The sequence below is a fragment of the Shinella sp. genome, from assembly GCF_035998705.1.
In the GTDB taxonomy this organism is placed as follows: domain Bacteria; phylum Pseudomonadota; class Alphaproteobacteria; order Rhizobiales; family Rhizobiaceae; genus Shinella.
Window position 1 is genome coordinate 13,353 of record NZ_DASYHH010000011.1, and the last position, 21,379, is coordinate 34,731.

The 21,379-nt window shown below is 63.5% G+C and carries 18 protein-coding genes; 12 read left to right on the top strand and 6 right to left on the bottom strand.

Features of this window, described 5'->3' with window-relative positions; genetic code table 11:
- Positions 1-150 precede the first annotated feature (150 nt).
- The 6 genes from VGN93_RS09150 to VGN93_RS09175 all read left to right on the top strand — a co-directional run bounded on the left by VGN93_RS09150 (position 151) and on the right by VGN93_RS09175 (position 6,403).
- Entirely contained in the window at positions 151-423 is a 273-nt protein-coding gene (locus VGN93_RS09150; RefSeq protein WP_319315376.1) for a hypothetical protein, read from the top strand.
- 57 nt (positions 424-480) lie between these two features.
- Positions 481-1,950 (top strand): ABC transporter substrate-binding protein, encoded by a 1,470-nt coding sequence (locus VGN93_RS09155; protein WP_414714070.1) that lies wholly within the window; start codon positions 481-483, stop codon positions 1,948-1,950.
- A gap of 87 nt (positions 1,951-2,037) precedes the next feature.
- On the top strand, positions 2,038-2,952 hold the full coding sequence (locus VGN93_RS09160; RefSeq protein WP_327507232.1) for an ABC transporter permease: 915 nt from the start codon (positions 2,038-2,040) through the stop codon (positions 2,950-2,952).
- Between the two features lie 11 nt (positions 2,953-2,963).
- Complete coding sequence (locus VGN93_RS09165; protein ID WP_327507233.1) at positions 2,964-3,887, top strand: ABC transporter permease; 924 nt, start codon at positions 2,964-2,966, stop codon at positions 3,885-3,887.
- Positions 3,880-5,499: an ABC transporter ATP-binding protein gene (locus VGN93_RS09170; RefSeq protein WP_327507234.1), complete on the top strand. Its 1,620-nt coding sequence runs from the start codon at positions 3,880-3,882 to the stop codon at positions 5,497-5,499. Before VGN93_RS09165 ends, VGN93_RS09170 begins: the two co-directional genes overlap by 8 nt.
- 25 nt (positions 5,500-5,524) lie before the next feature.
- The gene (locus tag VGN93_RS09175; RefSeq protein ID WP_327507235.1) at positions 5,525-6,403 is read left to right on the top strand and encodes a dihydrodipicolinate synthase family protein; all 879 of its coding nucleotides are present in this window, start codon (positions 5,525-5,527) and stop codon (positions 6,401-6,403) included.
- A 69-nt stretch (positions 6,404-6,472) separates the two neighbouring features.
- Here the strand turns inward: VGN93_RS09175 and VGN93_RS09180 are convergent, their stop codons facing one another.
- A complete protein-coding gene (locus VGN93_RS09180) occupies positions 6,473-7,315 on the bottom strand; it encodes an AraC family transcriptional regulator (protein ID WP_327507236.1) in 843 nt (280 codons plus the stop codon).
- Between the two features lie 142 nt (positions 7,316-7,457).
- Here VGN93_RS09180 and VGN93_RS09185 point away from each other — a divergent pair, with 142 nt between their 5' ends.
- The 5 genes from VGN93_RS09185 (at position 7,458) to lhgO (ending at position 13,489) form a co-directional block, all read left to right on the top strand.
- Positions 7,458-9,002: a sugar ABC transporter ATP-binding protein gene (locus VGN93_RS09185; RefSeq protein ID WP_327507237.1), complete on the top strand. Its 1,545-nt coding sequence runs from the start codon at positions 7,458-7,460 to the stop codon at positions 9,000-9,002.
- Positions 9,003-9,006: 4 nt separating this feature from the next.
- Positions 9,007-10,080: an ABC transporter permease gene (locus VGN93_RS09190; protein WP_319315399.1), complete on the top strand. Its 1,074-nt coding sequence runs from the start codon at positions 9,007-9,009 to the stop codon at positions 10,078-10,080.
- A gap of 27 nt (positions 10,081-10,107) precedes the next feature.
- Positions 10,108-11,217: a substrate-binding domain-containing protein gene (locus tag VGN93_RS09195; RefSeq protein ID WP_414714068.1), complete on the top strand. Its 1,110-nt coding sequence runs from the start codon at positions 10,108-10,110 to the stop codon at positions 11,215-11,217.
- Between the two features lie 72 nt (positions 11,218-11,289).
- Positions 11,290-12,207 carry a polysaccharide deacetylase family protein gene (locus tag VGN93_RS09200; RefSeq protein WP_327507239.1) on the top strand — a complete coding sequence of 306 codons (918 nt, stop codon included), beginning with the start codon at positions 11,290-11,292 and terminating at the stop codon, positions 12,205-12,207.
- Between the two features lie 82 nt (positions 12,208-12,289).
- A complete protein-coding gene (gene lhgO, locus VGN93_RS09205; RefSeq protein ID WP_327507355.1) occupies positions 12,290-13,489 on the top strand; it encodes an L-2-hydroxyglutarate oxidase in 1,200 nt (399 codons plus the stop codon).
- A gap of 89 nt (positions 13,490-13,578) precedes the next feature.
- Here lhgO and VGN93_RS09210 read toward each other — a convergent pair whose 3' ends face one another.
- From VGN93_RS09210 to VGN93_RS09230, 5 genes are read right to left on the bottom strand one after another with little or no spacing between them, the layout of a single operon-like run.
- Positions 13,579-14,349 (bottom strand): shikimate dehydrogenase, encoded by a 771-nt coding sequence (locus VGN93_RS09210; RefSeq protein ID WP_327507240.1) that lies wholly within the window; start codon positions 14,347-14,349, stop codon positions 13,579-13,581.
- Complete coding sequence (locus tag VGN93_RS09215; protein ID WP_327507241.1) at positions 14,346-15,860, bottom strand: aldehyde dehydrogenase family protein; 1,515 nt, start codon at positions 15,858-15,860, stop codon at positions 14,346-14,348. The genes VGN93_RS09210 and VGN93_RS09215 overlap by 4 nt, the downstream gene beginning before the upstream one ends.
- A complete protein-coding gene (locus VGN93_RS09220; RefSeq protein ID WP_327507242.1) occupies positions 15,857-17,470 on the bottom strand; it encodes a choline dehydrogenase in 1,614 nt (537 codons plus the stop codon). Before VGN93_RS09220 ends, VGN93_RS09215 begins: the two co-directional genes overlap by 4 nt.
- 59 nt (positions 17,471-17,529) lie before the next feature.
- On the bottom strand, positions 17,530-19,098 hold the full coding sequence (locus VGN93_RS09225; RefSeq protein WP_327507243.1) for an acyl CoA:acetate/3-ketoacid CoA transferase: 1,569 nt from the start codon (positions 19,096-19,098) through the stop codon (positions 17,530-17,532).
- Position 19,099: 1 nt separating this feature from the next.
- Positions 19,100-20,167 (bottom strand): LacI family DNA-binding transcriptional regulator, encoded by a 1,068-nt coding sequence (locus tag VGN93_RS09230; RefSeq protein ID WP_327507244.1) that lies wholly within the window; start codon positions 20,165-20,167, stop codon positions 19,100-19,102.
- A 126-nt stretch (positions 20,168-20,293) separates the two neighbouring features.
- Here VGN93_RS09230 and VGN93_RS09235 point away from each other — a divergent pair, with 126 nt between their 5' ends.
- A complete protein-coding gene (locus tag VGN93_RS09235) occupies positions 20,294-21,361 on the top strand; it encodes a substrate-binding domain-containing protein (protein ID WP_327507245.1) in 1,068 nt (355 codons plus the stop codon).
- The last annotated feature ends 18 nt before the right edge of the window (positions 21,362-21,379 follow it).

Below are 21,379 nucleotides of genomic sequence, written 5' to 3' on the forward strand. Positions count from 1 at the left end.
CCATAAAATTCGTTATATAATTGATATTAAAAGATAAATTTTATGGAGAAATTCAGAATTTAATTTACATGGCAAAATAATTTGACAAACTTGAGTGAAAGGTGGATGGTCTGGCCAGCCTGGCAAGAGGATGCCGGGAGGAGGATGTTCATGCCGGAAGCCGGCAACCCCCACAAGGCCACGATGGCCGTGATGTTTGCGGTCGGCGCGGCGGTGCTCGCTGCCGCCGACGCCGTGATCGTGCGTGCTCCCGATGGCGCCGTGCATCCCTCCGTCATCGATTTCCTGCGCCTGCCGCTGGTGGCCTTCGGCGGACTTGCGCTGTTTGGCGAACATATCGCCCTTACCACCTTTCTGGGTGGCGGGCTCATCTGTTGCGCGGCTTTGCTCGCCGCGCGATCCGGAAAAGCAACATCAGCCTGAAGACGATTTCACTAGGGAGGAACTGTCGTGAAGAAATTACTTGTACTGGGCGCCCTCATGCTGGGCTCCGCACTGTCCCCGGCGCACGCCGGATCCGGCCCGATCAAGATCGTGCTGGCCGAAGAGGCCGACCTGCTCGAGCCCTGCATGGCGACCCGCTCGAACATCGGCCGCGTCATCCTGCAGAATGTCAGCGAAACGCTGACCGAACTCGATGTGCGCGGCGGCAAGGGCGTCTTGCCGCGCCTCGCCGAAAAGTGGGAGCAGAACGCTGATGGCAGCTGGCGCTTCCACCTGCGCCAGGGCGTGAAATTTTCCGACGGCACGACGTTCGACGCCAAGGATGTGAAGCACAGCTTCGATCGCATCATGAGCGACAAGAACGCCTGCGAATCCCGTCGTTACTTCGGCGGCATGACGGTAACGCCGACCATCGTCGACGACCACACGATCGATTTCAAGGCCGATCCGGTGCAGCCGATCCTGCCGCTCCTGATGTCGCTCCTCACCATCGTTCCCGAGGAAACGCAGCTCGAATTCGTGCGCGAACCGGTCGGTACCGGCCCGTACAAGCTGACGAACTGGACGCCGGGCCAGCAGATCGTGCTCACCGCACGCGACGACTACTGGGGCGACAAGCCCGAGGTGACCGAAGCGACCTATCTCTTCCGTGCAGACCCGTCGGTGCGCGCCGCCATGGTCCAGACGGGCGAGGCGGACCTTTCGCCGTCGATCTCGCAGCTCGACGCCACCAATCCGGCGACGGACTTCTCCTATCTCGACAGCGAAACGGTCTATCTGCGTATCGACCATAATATCGAGCCGCTGAACGATGTTCGCGTGCGCCGCGCGCTCAACATGGCAATCGACCGCCAGGCTTTCATCGGTACGCTCGTTCCGGAGGGGGCACTCCTTGCCACCGCCATCGTGCCGCCGCCGACGCTCGGCTGGAACCCCGACGTCAAGGTCTTCCCCTTCGATCCCGAAGGCGCGAAGACGCTGCTCGAGGAAGCCAAGGCTGCCGGCGTCAAGGTCGATACGCCGATCACGATCATCGCCCGTTCGGCGAACTTCCCGAACGTCACCGAGATCATGGAAGCGATCCAGGCCCAGTTGCAGGATGTCGGCTTCAAGATCGAGCTGAAGTTCGTCGAGGTCGCCGAGCACGAGCAGTATTATTCCAAGCCGTTCAAGGAAGGCCGCGGCCCGCAGCTCGTCGCCGCCATGCATGACAACTCGAAGGGCGATCCGTCGTTCTCGATGTTCTTCAAGTATGCGACGGACGGCACACAATCCGGCTTCTCCGACCCGAAGGTCGACGACCTGATCAAGCGCGCCTCGGCCGCCGTCGGCGAAGAGCGTGCCAAGCTCTGGTCGGAAGTGATCGCCTATGTGCATGACGACGTCGTCGCCGACGTCCTGCTGTTCCATATGGTCGGCTTCTCGCGCGTCTCCGAACGCCTGGACTTCAAGCCCACCATGGCGACCAACGGAACGCTCCAGCTCTCGGAGATCAAGATCAAGTAAACTGTTCTGGCGAACGCCACGTTTGCCGGGCACAACAGCAATCAAGGCGGCGGGATGATCCCGCCGCCCGATTCCCCCGAGGGCGCCATGCTGAAATTCGTTCGAAAACGCGCCGTGGCCAGTCTGATCTCCCTTGTTGGACTGATCGTCATGGTCTTCTTCCTCTCGCGCTTGACAGGGGATCCGGCCGCCTTGTTCCTGCCGGTCGAGGCCTCCGCGGAGATGAAGCAGCAGTTCCGTGAACTGCACGGCTTGAACGATCCCCTGCTGGTGCAGTTCGGTCGCTACGTCGGCGATGTCGTGACCGGGGACTTCGGTGAATCGCTCCGCAAGGCCCGCCCGGCGCTCGATGTCGTGCTCGAAGCCTTCGTCTGGACGCTCTGGCTGGCCCTCATCACCATGAGCCTCGTCACCGGCGCGGCCATCGTCGTCGGTTCGCTCGCCGCCTTCCGTGCCGGCGGCTTCTTCGATCGCCTCTCCTCGGTCATCTCGCTCGTCGGCGCCTCCGTGCCCGATTTCTGGCTGGCTGTGGTCGCGATCGTCGTCTTCTCCGTCAATCTCGCCTGGCTGCCGACCTCGGGCACGGGCTCCCTCCTGCATTGGATCATGCCGATCTCGGTGCTGTTCATCCGCCCCTTCGGCATCATCGTGCAGGTCGTGCGCGGCTCCATGATCGGCGCGCTGTCGTCGGCCTATGTGAAGACGGCGCGGGCCAAGGGCGTCAAATCCGGGCCGATCATCTTCGTCCATGCGTTGCGCAACGCCATGCTGCCGGTCATCACCGTGATCGGCGACCAGGCGGCAAGCCTGCTCAACGGTGCCGTCATCGTCGAAACCATTTTCGGCTTTCCGGGTGTCGGCAAGCTGATGATCGATTCCATCCTGCAGCGCGACTTCAACGTCGTGCTCGCCGCCATCCTCGTCACAGCGCTGGCGATTTTCCTCATGAACCTGCTGATCGATCTTGCCTATGCGCTGCTCGATCCGCGGATCCGGCACTGAGGAGCGCCGCCATGACCTTGCCGACCGCCGATACCCTTCTCACCGAAGAGCCCCATTTTGCAAAGCGCATGTTCCGCATGCTGCTTGCCGACAAGTTCGCGCTCTGCGCCGCGATCTTCCTGCTGTTGATCATCGTGTTGGCTATCGTCGGGCCGAGTTGGCTCGGGGATCTCGCGACCAAGCAGAACCTGCGCGGCCGCAACGCCGCGCCCTTCGACTGGGAGCGCGGCTGGCTTTGGTGGATGGGCGCGGATGCGCTCGGCCGGCCGCTGTTCGCGCGCATCATCGTCGCGACGCAGAACACGATGATGGTCGCCGCCGGCGCCGTCGTGCTCTCGGCGGTCGTCGGCACGGTGCTCGGGCTTGTTGCGGGCTTCTCCTCGGCGCGCGTCAACCAGGTGATCATGCGGCTTGCCGACGTCATCATGTCCTTCCCGTCGCTGCTGATCGCGGTGATCGTGCTCTACATCCTCGGCTCGTCGATCCTGAACCTGATGCTGGTTCTCTCGATCACCCGCATCCCGGTCTATCTGCGCACGACGCGCGCGGAAGTGCTGGAAATCCGCGAGCGCATGTTCGTGCAGGCGGCCCGCGTGATGGGGGCGTCCTCGAAGCGTATCCTGTTCCGGCATATCCTGCCGGTCGTGCTGCCGACGCTGACGACCCTCGCCACGCTGGATTTCGCCTATGTGATGCTGGCCGAAAGCGCGCTGTCCTTCCTCGGCATCGGCATCCAGCCGCCGGAAATCACCTGGGGGCTGATGATCTCGCAGGGGCGGCAATATCTCACCAATGCCTGGTGGCTGTCGTTCTGGCCGGGCCTTGCCATCATCCTCACCACCATGTCGCTGAACCTCCTGTCGAACTGGCTGCGCATCGCGCTCGATCCGGTGCAGCGCTGGCGCCTCGAAATGAAGGGTCGCAAGAATGGCTGACCATCTCCTGGACGTCCGCAACCTCTCCGTCGAGTTCCACACCGCCACGGGCGTGGTGAAGGCCGTGCGCAATATCTCCTATCATCTCGACCGCGGCGAGACGCTGGCGATCCTCGGCGAAAGCGGATCCGGCAAGTCGGTCTCTTCGTCGGCGATCATGAACCTGATCGACATGCCGCCCGGCCGCATCAGTTCGGGCGAAATCCTGCTCGACGGCGTGGACCTGCTGACGATGCCGGCGCACCAGCGGCGCGAGGTGAACGGCCGCCGCATCGCCATGATCTTCCAGGATCCGCTGAGCCATCTCAATCCGGTCTATACGGTCGGCTGGCAGATCCGCGAAGCGCTCACCACCCATGGCACCGATTCCGCCAAGGCGAAGGCCGAGGCGCTGCGGCTCCTGACCCGCGTCGGCATTCCAGAGCCCGAACGCTCGCTCGACAAATACCCGCACGAATTTTCCGGCGGCCAGCGCCAGCGCGTCATGATCGCCATGGCGCTGGCGCTGCGGCCGGACCTGCTGATCGCCGACGAGCCGACGACGGCGCTCGACGTGACGGTTCAGGCCGAAGTTCTGGCGCTGCTCGAGGAATTGCAGGACGAGACCGGCATGGCGGTCCTCATCATCACCCACGATCTGGGCGTCGTCGCCGAGATTGCCGATCGCGTCGTGGTGATGGAGAAGGGCGTGCTGGTCGAGGCCGGCACGGTGCGCGAGGTCTACAAGAACCCGCAGCATCCCTATACCAGGAAGCTGATCGCCGCAGCACCCGGCAAAGGCGCCATGCACGAGCCGGCCGCGGCGCGCGAGCCCGTCCTGCGCGTGCGCGACGTGCGCAAGCGCTACGGATCCTTTGAAGCGCTCAAGGGTGTTTCCTTCGATCTCATGGCCGGCGAGACGATGGCCGTCGTCGGCGAGAGCGGCTCGGGCAAATCCACGCTCGCCCGCATCCTGTTGCGCCTCGACGAACCGGATAGCGGCAGTGCGCTGTGGAAGGGCAGGGACCTCTTCACGATGTCGCCGGCCGAACTCTACAAGCTGCGCCGCGACCTGCAGATGGTGTTCCAGGATCCGACCCAATCGCTCAATCCGCGCATGACGGTTTATCAGCTGATCTCCGAGGCCTGGATCATCCATCCCGATATACAGCCGAAAGCGAAATGGCGCGAGCGCGTCGCCGAACTCCTGCTTCAGGTAGGCCTCGGTCCGGAGCATATGGGCCGCTATCCGCACCAGTTCTCCGGTGGCCAGCGCCAGCGCATCGCCATCGCCCGGGCGCTGGCACTCGAACCGCAACTCATCGTCTGCGACGAGGCCGTGTCGGCGCTCGACGTCTCGGTGCAGGCGCAGGTCATCGCGCTTCTCGACACGCTGCGCAAGGACATGGGCATCGCCTTCATCTTCATTGCCCACGACCTGCCGGTGGTGCGTGATTTCGCCGATCACGTCATGGTCATGCAGAAGGGCAACATCGTCGAACTCGGCACGGTGCGCGAGGTCTTCGACACACCGAGGGAAGACTACACCCGTGCCCTCCTTTCGGCCGGCCTTGACCCCGATCCCGACGTCCAGGCCGCCCATCGCGCCGCCCGTCTTCAACGCGCCTCCTGAGCGCGCCAAATCAAAGGAACATTCCATGACCAAGCAAGCCTTCGTGGCCCTCGTGACCTGCTTCAACGAGGACGAGACCATCAACTATCAGGCGACGCGTGCGCAGGTCCGCCGTCAGGTCGAGGCCGGCAACAACATCATGTGCGCCGGCACCAACGGCGATTTTTCCGCGCTCACCTTCGAAGAGAAGGTGCGCCTGACGGAAGAGGTGGTTGATGAGGTCGGCGGTCGCGTCCGGGTGATCGTCAATGCCGGCATGCCCGCAACCTTCGAGACGGTGAAGCTGGCGCGCGAATTCGACCGCATCGGCGTCGACGGCATCGCCGTCATCACGCCCTTCTTCATCGCCTGCACGCAGGACGGCCTGATCCGGCATTTCTCGACCGTTGCCGATGCGGTGAAGACACCCGTCTATCTCTACGACATCCCGGCCCGCACGCAGAACCATATCGAGCCCGAAACCGCCCGGACGCTCGCCCGCCACGGCAACATCGCCGGCATCAAGGATTCGGGTGGCGCCAGGGAGACGCTGGAAGCCTATCTCGCCGTCGCAAAGGACATCGCCGGCTTCGAGGTCTATTCCGGCCCTGACCATCTTGTGCTCTGGGCCTTGCAGAACGGTGCCGCCGGCTGCATCTCCGGCCTCGGCAATGCCATGCCGCAGGTCCTCGCCGGCATCCTGAAGGCCGTCAACGCGGGCGACATCGCCGAGGCGGAAAGGCAGCAGGCCATCTTCACCGCCTTCCGCACGGACCTTTATGCGCTCGGTTTTGCGCCCGCGATGGTCAAGCGCGCGCTTTTCCTTCAGGACTCATCCGTCGGCGCCAGCCGCCAGCCCGCACTGCTGCCGAGCAAGGAGCAGGACGCTCAAATCGCGGATATCCTGCGTCGTTACGACCTTTAAGACGCAGCGTTCACATGCGCACTGGAGCGGGCGACAGCGCCATGCCGCTATGCCAGGACTGCGATGGCTCTAACGAGCGGCAAGCAAGGTGCCGCTTCGTTCGAAGCTCTTCGCATAGGCGCTCGGCGTCTTGCCGACATATTCGGAAAACGCATGGGTGAATGCGGAACTGGAGGCAAAACCCAGCGTGAAGGCCGTGCTGGTGACGCTTTCCCGGCTGTTGCGCAAAAGCTCCATCGCCCTGTTCATGCGGATTTCCCGGATGAACTCCCGCCAGTTCTGGCCGATCTCGGCCTGCAGATGACGCCGTAGCGTGCGTTCCGACATGCCGACATGTTCGGCCGCCTCCGTCACCGAGAAATTCGGACCGCGTTCCAGCACGAGATCGACGATCCGCTGGACCGCCGTGCTCTTCGCATAGGGCGTCCACATGATGCGCTCGTGGTTGAACCAGCCGGGCAGCATCGCCCCCAATGTCACGAAGAAGCTGGCGGCCAGGTGATCCGCACCGTCCGTTTCCGCATTCCAGCGCTGCCCGTATTCCAGCATGCGCGCCGTGAAGTCGCTGATCCGCCCGACCCAGCAGCCGCTGTGTTGCCACGGCACCTCGTCGCGGCAGAACTTGACCACCACAAGGCTGGTCGGCACCTTCGACCAGATGCGGAAGGGGCGGTCCTTGGGGATGAACACCATATGATCAGCCGGGATCAACCATTGCCCACTCGGGCCTGACAGCTCCAGCTCGCCGCTCTGGCAACAGACCAGCTGACCGCCTGCCTCACGATCGGACCGGACGTCGAAGCGGATCGGCGCCGTCGACACCAGATGGCTGGTCGTGCCCGGTGCGACCGCGAACAAGTTCTCGACAAGCCGGACCGAGGGTTCCTGTTTCTGGCGTCCGTTCAAAAACATCGCGCATATCCACTTTGTCCGAAATTAGACGATTTATGGCCGAATGTAGAATGCAAGACAAGCCGGAAATCAGCATTATGCTGCCTATATGCCAAAAACGGTCACGAACCGCTTGCGGCGTCTCTGGGAGGAGATCAGGGCCATGGGGAACCAGCAGGCAGCGCAAACGGCTGCCATTTTAAGCAATGTCGTGCTTTCGGTCGAAGACATCAGCAAACGGTTCGGCGGCACGCGGGCCGTAAGTTCCGTGAGCTTCGACGTCCGTGCCGGCGAGATCGTTGCGCTTCTCGGGGAGAACGGTGCCGGGAAATCCACGCTGATCAAAATGCTGGCCGGCGTTTACCGGCCGGATAGCGGCACGTTCCGGTTTCGCGGCGAAGCTTTCAATCCGCAGGTGTCGCGCGGCAACATCGCTTTCATCCATCAGGACCTCGGCCTCGTCGACTGGATGACGGTTGCCGAAAACATTTCCCTGATGCACGGCGATTTTCCGCGCCGGTTCGGGCTGATCGACTGGAAGGCTGCCGAGCGGAAGGCGCGCGATGCGCTGGCCATCGTTTCGGCCAGCATCGACCCGAACCAGCGGGTGCAGCATCTCTCGCGCACCGAAAAATCACTGGTGGCGATTGCCCGGGCGCTGGCGCGGGATGCCACCTTGCTGGTGCTTGACGAACCGACGGCGAGCCTGCCGCAATCGGAAGTCGACCTGCTGCATGACGTGCTGCGCCGGTTGCGGGCGCGTGGCGTGGCGATGATCTACGTCTCGCACCGGCTGGACGAGGTGTTTGCGATCGGCGATCGCGTGATCGTGCTGCGCGACGGTTTTCTGGTCGCCGACGAGCCTGTTGCCGGCCTCTCCGGCGACAGGCTCGTGCAGATGATCATCGGCCGCGAGCTGAAGGACGTCTTTGCCCGACCGCCGAAGCCGCTAGATGCGCCCGACGTGCTGCGGGTCGAGCGGCTGGTGACAGACGAAGTGGGCCCGGTCTCGCTCAACCTGCGCGCCGGTGAGATCGTGGGGCTCGTCGGCCTGCGCGGCGCCGGCCAGGATGCCGTCGGGCGCGCGCTGTTCGGCCTCTCCACCACTCATGCGGGCGAGGTTCTGCTGTCGGGCGGAAAGGTTCTCCAGACGAAACATCCGCGTGATTCCGTGGCGCAGGGCCTCTGCATGGTGGCCGGGGATCGCAACGCCGAATCCGTCGCCCAGGGCATGAGCGTTCAGGAAAACCTCTTTCTCAATCCCGGCCTGCTCGGCCGCGGCCCCCTGACGGCCCGAAGCGCCGGCGACGAGCGGGCCGAAGCCGAGGCGCTCGGCCGGCGGTTCGATATTCGCCCGAACAACCCTTCGGCGCCGATCGAGACGCTCTCGGGTGGCAACCAGCAGAAGGTCGTCATGGCACGCTGGCTGACCATCGGCGGCAAGGTGCTGGTTCTCGAGGACCCGACGGCGGGGGTGGATGTCGGCTCGAAGGCGGATATCTATGCGCTCCTCGCCGACGCGCTGAAAACCGGACTGGGCGTGCTGCTGATTTCCACGGATTTCGAAGAAATCGCCGCGCTGTGCCACCGCGCCTATGTGTTTCGCGACGGCCGGATCGTTGCCGAGAAGGCTGAGCCCCACATCACCATCACATCGCTTCTGAATGCCGCCTCGCTTGCCGCGGCACCACACGTTACCGGGGAATAAGGCCATGCAATCCATCCAGTCCAATGCGTTGGAGCCCACGAAATCCGATCTCGAGGGCCTGCCCTTCGCTCGCCGCGCGGCGCGTCTGGTTCCCGTTTACGGGCTGCCGCTGCTGACCCTCGGCCTGATCGCCGTCTTTTCGCTGATCCTGCCGCAGACCTTTCCGACGATGCTCAATCTGCGGGCGATCCTCGGCGAAAAATCGGTGATCGCCATGCTGTCGCTGGCCGCGATGATCCCGATGATGACCGGCCGCATCGACCTGACGGTCGGCTATGGCATCGTCATCTGGCACATCCTGGCGATCAGCCTGCAAACGCTCTACGGGTTCGATTGGGTCACCACGGTGATCGTCGTGCTGTTACTGGGGTGCCTGCTCGGCCTCATCAATGGCCTGCTCGTCGAAGTCGCGCAGATCGACAGCTTCATCGCGACGCTTGGCACCGGCACGGTGATCTATGCCCTGGCGCTGTGGCACACCGAAGGCCGCCAGATCATCGGCATGCTGCCGAACGCCTTTACCGCGATCTACACGATCAAGCTTTTGGGTCTGCCGATCGCCGCCTTCTACGTGCTGGGCATGGCGGTCGTTCTGTGGATCGTCGCGGATTACCTGCCGATCGGCCGCTACTTCTATGCCATTGGCGCCAATCCGCGCGCGGCAGCGCTCAACGGCATCAGCACGCGCCGCTATGTCATCGGAGCGTTCGTCGCGTCCGGCTTCATCGGCGCGTTCGCCGGTATCGTACTGGCTGCCAAACTGCGCATCGGCCAGGCGAGCGTCGGCCTCGAATTCCTGCTGCCGGCGCTTGTCGGGGCGTTCCTGGGGTCGACCACCATCAAGCCCGGACGGGTCAATGTCTGGGGCACGCTGTGCGGCGTCGTCATCCTGGCGGTCGGCATTTCCGGCATCCAGCAGCTCGGCGGCGCGTTCTACATCGAGCCGCTTTTCAACGGCGCGACGCTTCTCATCGCCATCGGCATTGCTGGCTACGCGCAGCGCAAGCGCACATCCGTTCGCCATGCACGGCAACCGGCCGCGATGCCGGAACAAACACCCGCCATCACCAAAGACTGACGTTCAACGGGAACAGGAGGAAATCCCATGACACCGATGCTCAGAACCACCGTCGCCCTTCTCGGCTGTACCTTGATGACGGCTCCGGCCGCTCCGGCGCATGCCGACGTGCTGGCCGATGCCAAGGCCTATGTCGCCGAAGCCGGCAAGAAAAATCCCGCCTGGACCGGCCCGGCAACCGGCCCGGCGGCGCAGACCGGCAAGACGATCGTCTATATCTCGGCAGACCAGCGCAATGGCGGCGTGCTCGGCGTGTCGAAGGGGGTCGAGGATGCGGCAAAAAGCATTGGCTGGACCGTCCGCGTGATCGACGGGCAAGGCTCCGTCTCGGGACGGTCGGCCGCCCTCCAGCAGGCGATCGCCCTGAAGCCGGACGGCGTCATCCTGGGCTCCGTCGATGCCAACGAGCAGGCGGAAGCGATCCGCCAGGCGGCCGAGGCCGGCATCAAGATCGTCGGCTGGCATTCCACCGCCGGCACCGGGCCATCCGAGAAACATTCGATCTTCACCAACATCACGACGGATCCGCTCGAAATATCCAAGGCCGCCGCCTACTTCGCGGTCGCCAATTCGGATGGCAAGGCGGGCGTGGTGATCTTCACCGACAGCGTCTACGAAATCGCCATCGCGAAATCCGATGCCATGGCCGATATCATCCGCGCCTGCACGACCTGCAAGCTCCTGACGATCGAGGACACGCCGCTTTCGGAGGCCAGCACCCGCATGCCGCCGCTGACCAACGCGCTGTTGCAGCGCTATGGCGATGAGTGGACCTATTCGCTGACCATCAACGATCTGCCGATCGACTTCATGGCCTCGGCGCTGCAATCGGCCGGCAAGGACACGGATGGCTATCCGCGCAACATTTCCGCCGGCGACGGTTCGGAGGCGGCCTTCCAGCGCATCCAGCAGAACTATTACCAGTACGGCACCGTGGCGGAGCCCCTGTCGCTGCACGGCTGGCAGGCGGTCGACGAGCTGAACCGCGCTTTCGCCGGCGAAAAGCACTCGGGCTTTGTGGCGCCCGTCCATCTCTTCACGCCCGACAACGTGACCGCCGATGGCGGTGCCAACTTCGTCTACGACCCGGAGAACGGCTACCGCGACGCCTACAAGGCGATCTGGGGCGTCAAGTAAACCCAGGCGGCGCACGCGATTTCAGGTCCGTGCGCCGCTTCTTCAACGGTTCTCAAAATAACGGAGACAGCGATGAGCAAGACGTTCTGGCCGGACGATGTCCGCCTCGTGATTTCGATTTCCATGCAGTTCGAAGCGGGTGGCGAAGCGCCCTATGGCCCGGGCGGCCCCTTTTCCGGCTTCATCGACATGGACCCTTCCTATCCCGATTTCCCGACGAAGAGCTGGTATCGCTACGGCTATGTCGAAGGCGTCCAGCGTATGCTCGACCTTTGGGACAAGCACAAGGTGAAGGTGACGTCGCACATGGTCGGCAGCGCGGTCGACCGCAGCCCGGCCGTGGCGAAGGAGATCGTCGATCGTGGCCATGAAGCGGCGGCGCACGGGCGTGACTGGATCATGCAGGTCGACCTTCAGGAGGCGGAAGAGCGCAAATTCATTCGCGACAATATCGACAGCATCCGGCGCGCGACCGGCGTCAGCCCGACCGGGTACAACGGCGCGGCCATGCGCGGCACGGTCAACACCTTGAAGATCCTGCAGGACGAAGGCTTCAATTACCATATCGACGATGTCAGCCGCGACGAGCCGTTCCTCATTCCCGTCCGGGGCAAGGATTTCGCCGTGGTGCCCTATTCGCTGACCCTGAACGATATCGTCCAGTTCGAAGGCTACAAGTTCACCAACACCGAATACGAACAGCAGCTCAAGGACGAGTTCGACCAACTCTACGAAGAAGCTGAAACACGCCGCCGGATGATGTCGATTTCGACCCACGACCGCGTGCAGGGACGACCGTTCCGCGTGCGCTCGCTCAGCCGTTTCCTCGATTACGCCCTGAAACACCCGGGCGTGGTGTGCCTGCGCAAGGACGAGATCGCCGATTTCGCCTTCAACGAGCCGACCATCGTGCGCGACATCAACGCACACGACGAATGGGCCGACTGGGAACGCAGACACGGCAAGCAGAAGATCAGGCCGATTGCCTGATCGAACCGGCATGAAGCATCGGGGCGCAGCGGTTGCGCCCCGGAAGAGCAGATCGGCGAACGAGGATCTCGACGTGACCGACATGACGATCATAGGCGGCGGCATCGTCGGCATCGCAACCGCATTGCGGTTGCAGCAGACCTGTCCGGGCCTCGATATCCTCGTTCTCGAAAAGGAGGACCGGCTGGCCGCCCACCAGACGGGACGCAACAGCGGCGTCATTCATGCCGGGATCTATTACGCTCCCGGCAGCCTGAAGGCGGAATTCTGCCGCAGGGGCCTGGAAGCGACCATCGCCTTCTGCAGGGAGCACGGCCTGCCTTACGAACAATGCGGCAAGCTTCTCGTCGCAACCACAGGGCAGGACATGACCCGGATGGACGCGCTCTACACGCGTGCCACACAAAACGGCCTGAGCCTCGTGCGCATGGACCGTGCGGCATTGCGCGAGGCGGAACCCAACATCACCGGTCTTGGCGCGCTTCTCAGCCCCAGGACCGGGATCGTCGGCTACACGGCGGTCACACAGAAGATGTCGGAACTATTTGTCGCCGGTGGTGGTGAAATCCGGTACGGCGAGGAGGTTGTCGATCTGCGCGAAGGTGCCAATGATGTCGCCATCAGATTGGCAGGGGGACCGGAGTTCAAGACCCGCCATCTGATCGCCTGCGCGGGTCTGCGGGCAGACAGGCTGGCGGCGATGTGCGGTGTCGGCGGGGATTTTGCCATCGTGCCGTTCAAGGGTGAATATTATCGGCTTGCCGCGCGCCACGACCACGTCGTCAAACATCTGATCTATCCGGTTCCCGATCCCGATCTGCCCTTCCTTGGCATTCACCTGACGCGAATGATCGGGGGGTACGTGACCGTCGGGCCGAACGCCGTTCTGTCGATGGCGCGCGAGAACTACGGCAAGCTCGGCTTCGATGCCGGCGACGTGAAGGACATGCTGGGGTTCCCCGGCTTCTGGAAAACTCTCTATGCCAACCTGCGATCGGGGCTGGACGAAATGGCGAATTCGGCCTTCCGCAGCCGCTATCTCAAGGCCTGCCAAAGATATTTTCCTGCGCTCGAACTCGCCGACCTGCAACCGCATCCACCGGGAATACGGGCGCAGGCGGTGATGCGGGACGGGACGCTGGTGCATGATTTCCTGATCCGCGAAACGTCGCGAACCATCCACATCTGCAACGCGCCGTCCCCGGCCGCCACCTCCGCCATGCCGATTGCCGATCACATCGTCGGCCTTGCGGCCAAGGCCTTTGCCTTGAAGGGTGCCTGACATGCTTTACGATTTGAGGACCTGTTGCTGCCGTCCGGGAAATCCGCCATCCCCGGGAGGGGTGCGGGCCATGTCATGGTTCGCAGGGATCAGGGTTGAAGGCCGAAGAATTGCCAGATCGCGCCGACCTGGTAGTCGAGCATATGGCGCCCCTCCTGGATGGGATGCCCCAGTTTCTCGGCTTCGACCAGCAGGCGGGTTTTCGGGGGCTTCATGATCGCCTCGCAGACCAACGCGCCTTGTCGCAGGCATGCCGGTTCGAAGGGAAGCCTGTCGGCAGGCGACATGCCGGCGGAGCTGGCATTGATCGCGAGATCATCGGACAAGGACGGCGGACCGACGACGATCGGGATCGTCGTATAGGCCGCCAGGCGCTCCCGCAGCGCCTCCGCGCGCGCCTGATCGAGATCCCAGACGCTTATTTCGGCGGCGGCCCGATCGATGAGGGCGAGCGCGATGGCCGTGCCGGCGCCTCCGGCTCCGACGATGGCGCACCGCCGGCCCCTTACAGGCCCATGGTGCGCCTCGATGCCGATGGCAAAGCCCTCCCCGTCGTAGAGGTCGCCGACCCAACCGGTCTCGGTCGGCCGGATGGCGTTGGCGGCGCCTGCAATCGAGACGCGATGCGAGGAACCGGACAGAAGCTGCGCTGCGGCGAACTTGTGGGGGACGGTGACGACCAGCCCGCCGAGGTTCTTCATCCGCCGAAAGCCCTCCAATGCGCCCTCGAAATCATCCGGCGTGACGTGCATGGGAACCATGACCGCATCGATACCCCTTGCCTGGAAGAGCGCGTTGAAGACTTCGGGCGACCGCGCTTGTGCGATCGGATCTCCGACGATGCCGAAGACGGTGGTCATTGCTGACCTGCCTCCAGCGCCGGCACCCAACGGCTGGTCCGCGGTCCCTGGTGGAAGAGCACGGATTTCGTCTCCATGAAGTCTTCGACCGCGTGCCGGCCCTGTTCGCGTCCGATGCCGCTTTCGCGCATGCCGCCGAAGGGCATTTCCGGGAAGCCGTCCATCCAGCAATTGACCCAGACCGTGCCGGCGGAAAGCTCCCGTCCTGCCTTGAGGGCGCTCTCGTACTTGCTGGTCCAGATGCCGGCGGACAGGCCGTAATGCGTGCCGTTGGCAATCGAGATCGCCTCGTCGAGATCGTCGAAGGTCAGCGCCGCCAGCACCGGGCCGAACACTTCTTCATTGGCGATGGTCATCTGGCGGGTGACGTCGCTCACCACCGTCGGTGCCATGAAGAGGCCCTTGTCGCTCTTCATGCGCGTGCCGCCAAGGCGAATCCGCGCGCCATCGTCACGCGCGCCGCCGACGAAACCGAGGATCCGGTCCAGCTGGTTCTGGTTGACGATCGCGCCGACCTTCGTCGTTTCGTCAAGTGGATCGCCGACGGTCACGCGCTTGGTCAATTCGTCGACGCGCGCCAGGAAGTCCTCGCTGATCGACGTTTCGACGAGAAGCCGGCTCGATGAATTGCAGCACTGGCCGGCATTGAAGAGCACGCCGAACACCACCGCGTCGGCCGCGGCGTCGAGATCGGCATCCGCACAGACGATCTGCGGATTCTTGCCGCCGAGTTCGAGCGCAACACGCTTGAGGTTACCGGCCGATGCGCGCACGATGCCCTTGCCGACGCCGGTGGAGCCGGTGAAGGAAATCATGTCGACGTTCGGATGTTCGGCGAGCCGCTGGCCGACCGATGCGCCATAGCCGACGATGATGTTGACGACACCGGCAGGAACGCCGGCCTCATCGAGGATCGAGCCCAAGCGCAAAGTCGAGCCGGGCGTCAGCTCGCTTGGCTTGACGACGGTCGTGCAGCCGGCCGCCAGTGCGAATGGCAACTTCTGGCTGACGATGACGAAGGGGAAGTTCCACGGGGTAATCAAGGCCACGACGCCGACGGGCTCGCGCGTCGTCAGGCCAAGCATGTGCTGGCCGAGGCTCGTGTTGCTTTCGCCGTGCTGGGAGCGGGCCTCGCCGGCCGCGTAGCGCCAGAGATCGATCGCGCCCGCGATCTCGGCGCGGACCTGGGTGATCGGCTTGCCGCCTTCGAGAACGTCGGCGAGGACCAGTTCATCCTTGTGCTTTTCGATCAGGTCCGCCACGCGGAAGAGAATGCGCGAGCGTTCGGCGCCGCTCATGCGCGGCCATGGGCCGGCATCGAACGCCTTGCGCGCGGCCGCGACGGCGCGGTCCGTGTCGACGACATCGGCCAGCGGATAGTCGCCGACCACCACGTCATGGGCAGGGCTCGACCGCGGGAAGCGCGCGCCGGAGGCTGCCTCGCATGCGCTGCCGTCGATCCACTGCTGGTAGGATCGTGCGTGGATCCCGGTTGTCTCGTGGGTCGTCATTGTGCAACTCCTTTGACGCTGTGGCCCGCCGCGGCCAGGATGAGGTCCGAGGCCTTTTCAGCGATCATGATGGTTGGTGCGTTCGTGTTTGCGCTGATTTCGAGCGGCATGATCGAAGAGTCGCAAACGCGAAGCCCCTCGATGCCCCGGACGCGAAGCGCGGGATCGACGACGGCGAGATCGTCGGTTCCCATCTTGCAGGTGCCGACCGGGTGATAGTCGGTCTTCGCCCACTGCCGCACATAGGCTTCGAGATCCTGGTCCGTCTTCATGTCCGTGCCGGGCATGCGTTCGTTCCTGATGTAGTGGCGCATCGACGGCGCCGACATCACCTCGCGCGCCACCTTCAGGCCCGCAACGGCCATGCGCATGTCATCGGGATCCGAAAGGTAGTTGGGATCGATGAGGGGAGGGTTGGTCGGATTGGAATCGGCAAGGCGCACCGTGCCGCGGCTCTTCGGGCGCAGCAGGTTCGTATAGAGGCAGACACCGTAGCCTGGAATGCGCATGAGGCCGTGGTCGACGACATAGGCGGGCAGGAAATGCAGCTGCGTGTCGGGAATCTCGGAGGCGGGATCGGCTTTCACGAAGGCACCGGCTTCCACGATGTTCGTCGTGACGGGCCCGTTGCGGAACAGGAGGTACTGCAAGACCCACCACGCCTGGCGGACATGCTGATCAACGCCGTAGTAGCTATGGGGACCGCTGCAATCGTAGACGGTGTAGCAGTCGAGATGGTCCTGGAGGTTCTCGCCGACACCCGCAATGTCGGCGGCCACCGCAATGCCGTGCTTGCGCAGGTGCTCGGCCGGGCCGATGCCCGACAGCATCAACAGCTTCGGCGAGCCGATGGCGCCGCTGGTGACGATGATCTCGCGACCGGCATGCGCGCGTTCGATTCCGGACGAGCCGTCGACACGATATTCGACGGCGACGGCGCGGCCGTTCTCGACGATCAGCCGGCCGACCTGCGCCCGTGTGATGACCGTGAGGTTCTTGTTCTTGCGCGCCGGGCGGAGATAGGAAACCGCAGCGCTGCCCCGCCGGCCGTCACGGGTGGTCGTCTGGTGGTAGCCGACGCCTTCCTGTTCGGCGCCGTTGAAGTCGGGATTGTAGGGGATTCCCGCTTCCTGCGCGGCCTTGATGAAAGCGGCGGAAATCTTCAACGGGCTGATCGCGTCCGAAACCGCAAGCGGACCGTCGACGCCATGGTATTCGTTCGAGAAGCGCGAATTCGCTTCCGCCTTGCGGAAATAGGGAAGGACGTCGTCGTAGGACCAGCCGTCAGCGCCGCCGGCAGCCCATTTGTCGTAATCGGTGCGATGACCACGCGTGTAGATCATCGCATTGATGGAGCTGCCGCCACCGAGCGTCTTGCCCTGCGGATACCACATGTCGCGGTTGTTCAGATGTTTCTGGGGGACCGTGCGGAAGCCCCAGTTGACACGCGGTCCGCTCAGCTTGGTGAAGCCGGCGGGCACGTGGATGAAAGGGTGATTGTCGGGGTAGCCTGCCTCGAGAAGGAGAACGCTCGCCCCCGCGTCGCTCAGTCTTGCCGCCAGCACGCAACCGGCGGCCCCGCCGCCCGCGATGATGTAGTCGTATTTCATCTTAAATGCCTCTTCCCACGCGGCGGCCAAGCTTGGGCCGCCGAAAATACTCCCGCCGATCACGCTGGGACGGAAATTTCCCCGGTATCTTTGAGCGACGCGGATGCGAAATGCGCCTTGTCCATCTCGACCGGATTGCGAACGGTCGGCGCGAACGCCATACGATCCAAAATGTCCGTGCGAACATCGACGCCGGGCGCATATTCGATCAACTCGACGCCGCCGGCGGTCAGTTTGAAGACCGCGCGCTCCGTGATGTAGTGAACCGTTTGGCCGCGCTTGACGGCCTCGTTGCCGCTGAAGGTGATGCCGATCACCTCGTCCACGAGCTTGGTGATCTGGCCATGCCGCTCGATCCTGAGCCCGCCATTGTGAAGAGCGACTTTCGCGCCCTTGGCGTCGAAGCTGCCGCAGAACACGACATTCTTTGCGCCTTGCGAAATGTCGATGAACCCGCCGGGGCCGCTGATCTGCCCGCCAAAATGCGAGACATTGACGTTGCCGGACTTGTCCATCTCGGCAAGGCCGAGGAAGGTCTGGTCGAGGCCGCCGCCGCTATAGAGGTCGAATTGTTCGCTGGCCGACAGGATCGCCACCGGATTGGCGGCAATGCCGAAGAGGTCGCCGGTGAGAAGATCGCCGCCATGGATGCCCTGTTCGATGGTGAACCAGTAATCGCTGCTTTCCCCGGCGCGGACGATATGTTCGGCGACACCCGCCGACATCCCGAAACCGAAATTGATGGTCGCGCCCTTGATCAGTTCGACGGCGCCGCGGCGCGCCACGATCTGGCGAACGACATCCGACGTGCCGGGCAGTTCGATCGGGGTCTCATGCGGGCCGAGACCGGCGAGCGCGAGATCGTAGGGGCCGTGATAGGTTTGCGCCTGGTCGGGATCCACAAAGACGTAATCGATGAGATTGCCGGGAATGGAGACTTCGCGCGGACGCAGCGTCCCGTTCGGCACGACCTCGCGGACCTGCGCAATGACGATGCCGCCATTGTTCTTCGCGGCAAGCGCGATCGAATAGGAATCGAGATCCGCCGGTTCTTCGGACGCGCTGATGTTGCCGAGCCCATCGCTATACGTGCCGCGGACCACCGCGACGTGAACCGGGAAGGGCTTGTAGCGAAGCACGTCCTGCCCGTCGATCTTCAGGAGCTCGACGATCTCCTCCGTCGTCCGGTCGTTGCAGCGACCGCCGCCAAGGCGCGGATCGACGAAGGTTCCGAGGCCGACATGGGTGAAGAGGCCCGGACGCTTGGCGCCGATTTCGCGAAACAGATTGGTGATCGCGCCGCTCGGCAGGCAATAGGCTTCGATCTTGTTCTCCTGGGCGAGGCGGAGCATGCGCGGCGACCAGATCCAGTGCCCCCCGATCACGCGCTTGACCATGCGCTCGTATGCGAAGCGATTGGTGCCTTTTTCGACGCGATCGCCCATGCCGAGGGCGTGGATCAGCGTGAGCTGCGAAGGACGGCCCGTCGCGAGGAAGACCTCCTCGAACGAGCGCAGGATCGTTTCCGGCTCGAGCAAGCCGCCGCCGGCGCCGGAAATGGCGACGGTCGCGCCGTCATCGATGGTCTCGATCACTTGCCGCAGACCGGCCGCGTCCACAATCTTCATTCTAAATCTCCATGCCTGGCCGACACCCGCAGGAGCGCCGGATGCAAAGCGTCGGTTGGAGGACCATGCGCACCTGCCGGTTCTCCGACGGAGCCCGCTGGTCCCGTTCAATTCGGTCGATGAGGAGTTGAAGCGCACGCTGTCCCATGATGAGGCCGGAGCCGTCGACGCTCGTCAGCGGAGAGAGGGAGACCTCGCCGAAGGGGACGGCGTCGAACCCGACGAGAGCCAACTGGTCGGGAATCGCGCGGTTCAGTTCGTCGCACGCTTTCATGATGCCGAAGGCGAGATTATCGGTTGCCGCGAAGATCGCGGTCGGCGGGTTCTCCAGCTTCAGCAGCTGGAGCCCGGCCTGATAGCCGGCCTCGACATCCATGCGATCGAGCGACAGTTCATGTTCAGTGGAGGGTTCGATGCCCGCTTCGCGCAGCGCTTCCTTCCAGCCTTTCAGGCGATCCTGGAACTGCGCGATGCTGAGCGCGCCGCCGACATAGGCGATCGCCTTGTGGCCGTGCTGGATAAGGTGGTTCACCGCGAGCTTCGCGCCCTTCACGCTGTCGACAAGGACCATGTCGACCTCCGCGTCGGGCAGGTGGCGGCTCGCAAGCACCACTTTGACGCCGTCTTTCGCGAGAGCCGTAACCTCGCGATCGGCAAGCCTGACCGACGCAAAGGCGATGCCGTCGACCTGGCGCTGGCGCATCGCATTGACGATGCTTGCCTCTCGCTTCGGCTCGCCGTCGGTGCTGGCGAGGAGCAGGGTATATCCCCGGCTGGCGGCCACCTCTTCGGCGCCGCGGATGAGCTCGGCGTAAAAGGGGTTGCCGATATTGGCAACGACGAGCCCGATCGTGTGGCTGCGCCGAAGGCTCAAGCCCTGCGCGACCCTGTTGGGCGCATAACCCAGTTGCGAGACGGCCGACGCAATGCGTTCCTTGGTTTCCTGCGACACATAATGTGTTCCGTTCAGGAATTTCGAGACGGTCGCTTTCGACACGCCCGCGGCCTTTGCGACGTCTGTAATTGTAGCTGCCATTGCACCTTCGCCTCCTGGGGAGTTTGGTATCATATCGGAATTTGAAAGGAAACCGGTTTCTTAAATTGTCACATATGTCGGTATTGATTCGCTGATGCATCGGAACTATAGATAGGAAACCGGTTTCCGGTCGATCATCGTTTAGGAGGAGAACAACCGATGACCTGCAAAAATACGACATCCCGTTTTCGCTTGCCTGCCATCGCCGCGCTCGCCTGCGGCGTTGCCCTCTTCGCATCCCATTCATTTGCTGCCGACGCCTTCACTTACAATTCCGACAAGCCTGACGCCAAGCAGGTTATCGGCGCCGAACTCAACAAGACCTTCGGTCCGGTCGAGAAGAAGGATGGCGTGAAGATCGGCGTCGTTCTGAAGAGCCTGACGAACCAGTACTGGCAGGGCATCGCCAAGGGTGTCGAGGCCGCTGCCAGGGACCTCGGTGTCGAAGTCACCATCCAGGCCGCAAACAGCGAGGCCGATCCGACCCAGCAGCTGACGATTGCCCAGACGCTGATCGGCCGCAACTTCGACGCCTATGTTCTGTCGCCGGTTTCCGTGTCCAACCTGACGCCCGCCATCCGCGAGCTTCATGACCGCAACGTTCCCATCGCAAACGCCGATGACGCCCGCATCGCTGCCACCGTCTATGTCGGCCCGAACCACGAACTGAACGGCGTGGTCGCGGCGGACTATATGGCAGAGCACCTGCCGGACGGCGGCGATGTCGCGCAGATCGAAGGGCAAGCGGGCTCGAGCGCCGCAATCCTGCGTATCAAGGGCTTCAAGGAGGGCATCGAAAAGCACGCGAACCTGAAGCTCGTGGCCAGCGTTCCCGGCAACTGGGACGGCACGCAGGCCTATAATGCGACACAGACGATCCTGCGCAAGAACCCCGAGATCAAGGCGATCTACGCCAACAACGACACGATGGCCGTCGGCGTCGCCAAGGCCGTTTCCGACATGGGCCTCACCGGCAAGATCATCGTGGTCGGCACGGACGGCATTCCCGCCGCACTCGACGGCATCAAGAACGGCACGATCTCGGCAACGATCACGCCGCTCCCCTATTACCAGGGCTACTGGTCGGTGGAGGCGCTCGTCCGCCTGCTCGATGGCCAGAAGATTCCGGACTGGGTGGTCGCCCCGGCGCAACTGATCACCAAGGACAACATGGCTGAGTTCTTCGACGAGAAGTACGATGTGAAGGAAGGCCTCTACAACAAGTAAGGGCGCACCAGCTCGCCA

Bases quoted from the DNA above. Each gene is read 5' to 3' on its own strand.
- VGN93_RS09235 (WP_327507245.1), top strand. From the start codon at position 20,294: ATGACCTGCAAAAATACGACATCCCGTTTTCGCTTGCCTGCCATCGCC.
- VGN93_RS09195 (WP_414714068.1), top strand. From the start codon at position 10,108: ATGACACCGATGCTCAGAACCACCGTCGCCCTTCTCGGCTGTACCTTG.
- VGN93_RS09225 (WP_327507243.1), bottom strand. From the start codon at position 19,098: ATGAAGATTGTGGACGCGGCCGGTCTGCGGCAAGTGATCGAGACCATC.
- VGN93_RS09155 (WP_414714070.1), top strand. From the start codon at position 481: ATGCTGGGCTCCGCACTGTCCCCGGCGCACGCCGGATCCGGCCCGATC.
- lhgO (WP_327507355.1), top strand. From the start codon at position 12,290: ATGACGATCATAGGCGGCGGCATCGTCGGCATCGCAACCGCATTGCGG.
- VGN93_RS09215 (WP_327507241.1), bottom strand. From the start codon at position 15,860: ATGACGACCCACGAGACAACCGGGATCCACGCACGATCCTACCAGCAG.
- VGN93_RS09165 (WP_327507233.1), top strand. From the start codon at position 2,964: ATGACCTTGCCGACCGCCGATACCCTTCTCACCGAAGAGCCCCATTTT.
- VGN93_RS09185 (WP_327507237.1), top strand. From the start codon at position 7,458: ATGGGGAACCAGCAGGCAGCGCAAACGGCTGCCATTTTAAGCAATGTC.
- VGN93_RS09190 (WP_319315399.1), top strand. From the start codon at position 9,007: ATGCAATCCATCCAGTCCAATGCGTTGGAGCCCACGAAATCCGATCTC.
- VGN93_RS09180 (WP_327507236.1), bottom strand. From the start codon at position 7,315: ATGTTTTTGAACGGACGCCAGAAACAGGAACCCTCGGTCCGGCTTGTC.
- VGN93_RS09150 (WP_319315376.1), top strand. From the start codon at position 151: ATGCCGGAAGCCGGCAACCCCCACAAGGCCACGATGGCCGTGATGTTT.
- VGN93_RS09170 (WP_327507234.1), top strand. From the start codon at position 3,880: ATGGCTGACCATCTCCTGGACGTCCGCAACCTCTCCGTCGAGTTCCAC.
- VGN93_RS09200 (WP_327507239.1), top strand. From the start codon at position 11,290: ATGAGCAAGACGTTCTGGCCGGACGATGTCCGCCTCGTGATTTCGATT.
- VGN93_RS09210 (WP_327507240.1), bottom strand. From the start codon at position 14,349: ATGACCACCGTCTTCGGCATCGTCGGAGATCCGATCGCACAAGCGCGG.
- VGN93_RS09175 (WP_327507235.1), top strand. From the start codon at position 5,525: ATGACCAAGCAAGCCTTCGTGGCCCTCGTGACCTGCTTCAACGAGGAC.
- VGN93_RS09220 (WP_327507242.1), bottom strand. From the start codon at position 17,470: ATGAAATACGACTACATCATCGCGGGCGGCGGGGCCGCCGGTTGCGTG.
- VGN93_RS09230 (WP_327507244.1), bottom strand. From the start codon at position 20,167: ATGATACCAAACTCCCCAGGAGGCGAAGGTGCAATGGCAGCTACAATT.
- VGN93_RS09160 (WP_327507232.1), top strand. From the start codon at position 2,038: ATGCTGAAATTCGTTCGAAAACGCGCCGTGGCCAGTCTGATCTCCCTT.